At 43.3% G+C, this 1,008-nt stretch carries 2 protein-coding genes; both read right to left on the bottom strand.

Annotated features, from left to right (window positions below):
- Positions 1 to 159: 159 nt before the first annotated feature.
- Positions 160 to 732 (bottom strand): hypothetical protein, encoded by a 573-nt coding sequence (locus PX482_RS05780; protein ID WP_288122182.1) that lies wholly within the window; start codon positions 730 to 732, stop codon positions 160 to 162.
- A gap of 92 nt (positions 733 to 824) precedes the next feature.
- Positions 825 to 977 carry a hypothetical protein gene (locus PX482_RS05775; protein ID WP_288023547.1) on the bottom strand — a complete coding sequence of 51 codons (153 nt, stop codon included), beginning with the start codon at positions 975 to 977 and terminating at the stop codon, positions 825 to 827.
- Positions 978 to 1,008: the final 31 nt, after the last annotated feature.

The raw sequence follows: 1,008 nt of genomic DNA, 5'->3' as shown, positions 1-1,008 counted from the left end.
TTTTGAGAGAATCGTGCTTCAAAACCTTGCGTCTTCATCGGCCCGCGTCCTGTAGGGGCGAAGCATTCGGATAAAAAATCTACGGTTTCACCGATAGGTTATTGCCCGAATGCTTCGCCCGTACTTTTTCAGCAAACCCTATGTATTTGTAGAACCGATTTAGGTACGTTTTGTCCAGTATAGACCCACGAATCCGAGGAGAAGTAATCCAGTCGTCAGCGAAGGTTCTGGGACTGAAGCCACATTAGACCACTTAGCGGTAAAGCTGAAGTTATTAACATTAATGGGCTGTGGAAAAGTTAGTGTGAAGTCAAACTTGGAAAGCCCAGCGGTCAAGCCAGTACCCTGGGGATCGTTGAAAGTGATTACACCCCCCGGAAGCATCCTGTATTGCCATGTATATCGAATGAATTCTTTTTGTGTAATAAAGTTTTTGCAGACAATTACTACGGGATTGGTGTTGATATAAGTTGCATACTGGCCTGGTGGACAGGCATTGGGGACACTAACGGGATCTGGATTGAAAACAGCAGGATTGGTCAAACTAAAGGAAAAGCTTTTCGCGTTGCCAATGTCAACACCAGAAGGATTGAATGTACCTGAACCAGACGAAAGTGTGAAGGTTGTGCCATCAAACGCAAAAGAATGGCCGAGGGGATCCACACCGCTGGCACCCCCAGAAAACTCGATATCCCTAGCCTGTACGGACTGACCGAGTAAAACAGATGCCATAGCACATAACAATAGACGGTAATCAAGCATTTTCAGTCAACTCCCTTGAAACTTTACTCTAGATCAATTATGCAATCCATTTTAAGTGAAAATTATAAAATTGCTACCGACCGCAACACATTTTCGTAATTAGTCAGGTTCTTCGTTACTTGGTATGGTTCGATAGGGGGGCATAAATCGACTAAATCCTTATCTGGCAAGAGACTTAATTGATTAGTTCGCTCTAGAGCAAAAACAATTGACAAAAATCGCTAAATGCTTTTCTATATAAGGGTT

The organism is Microcystis sp. M53602_WE12 (genome assembly GCF_030065455.1).
Classification (GTDB): domain Bacteria; phylum Cyanobacteriota; class Cyanobacteriia; order Cyanobacteriales; family Microcystaceae; genus Microcystis; species Microcystis aeruginosa.
The sequence above is the reverse complement of the archived record's forward strand: the minus strand, read 5'-3'. Positions and strand labels throughout refer to the sequence as shown.